Here is a 578-nt window from a genome sequence, read left to right as displayed (position 1 = left end):
TATTTTTCTTGTGAGCCTTTTAGAGCTTCAGTAGCAGAACCTTTAACGATAGGAGTGTCGTCGCCTGGGAAGTCATAGTCGTTCAATAGTTCACGAACTTCCATTTCTACTAGCTCTAACAATTCTTCGTCATCAACCATGTCACATTTGTTCATGAATACGATGATGTACGGTACGCCAACCTGACGTGAAAGCAAGATGTGCTCACGAGTCTGTGGCATTGGGCCGTCAGTTGCAGATACGACTAGGATTGCGCCGTCCATCTGGGCCGCACCAGTGATCATGTTTTTAACATAATCGGCGTGACCTGGGCAATCTACGTGAGCATAGTGACGGCTGTCTGTGTCATATTCTACGTGTGAGGTGTTGATGGTGATACCACGTGCTTTTTCTTCTGGTGCTGAGTCAATAGACGCGTAGTCTTTGGCTTCGCCACCAGAGGTGATTGCAGCTACGGTTGCGATTGCAGCGGTAAGGGTTGTTTTACCATGGTCAACGTGTCCGATTGTACCGACGTTGACGTGTGGCTTGTTACGTTCAAACTTGGCCTTTGCCATGGGTATTTCCTCTTTTTTTGG

1 protein-coding gene is annotated in these 578 nt (G+C 47.4%); it reads right to left on the bottom strand.

Going from position 1 to position 578, the window contains the following annotated elements; genetic code table 11:
- Nucleotides 1–557: GTP-binding protein (locus JMX63_RS14445; RefSeq protein WP_201573202.1), on the bottom strand; the 557-nt coding region annotated here is incomplete at its 3' end.
- Nucleotides 558–578: the final 21 nt, after the last annotated feature.

This window comes from Psychrobacter nivimaris (genome assembly GCF_904846365.1).
Classification (GTDB): Bacteria; Pseudomonadota; Gammaproteobacteria; order Pseudomonadales; family Moraxellaceae; genus Psychrobacter; species Psychrobacter nivimaris_B.
Note: the sequence above shows the minus strand (reverse complement) of the source record. Positions and strands in the feature narration are given on the sequence as shown.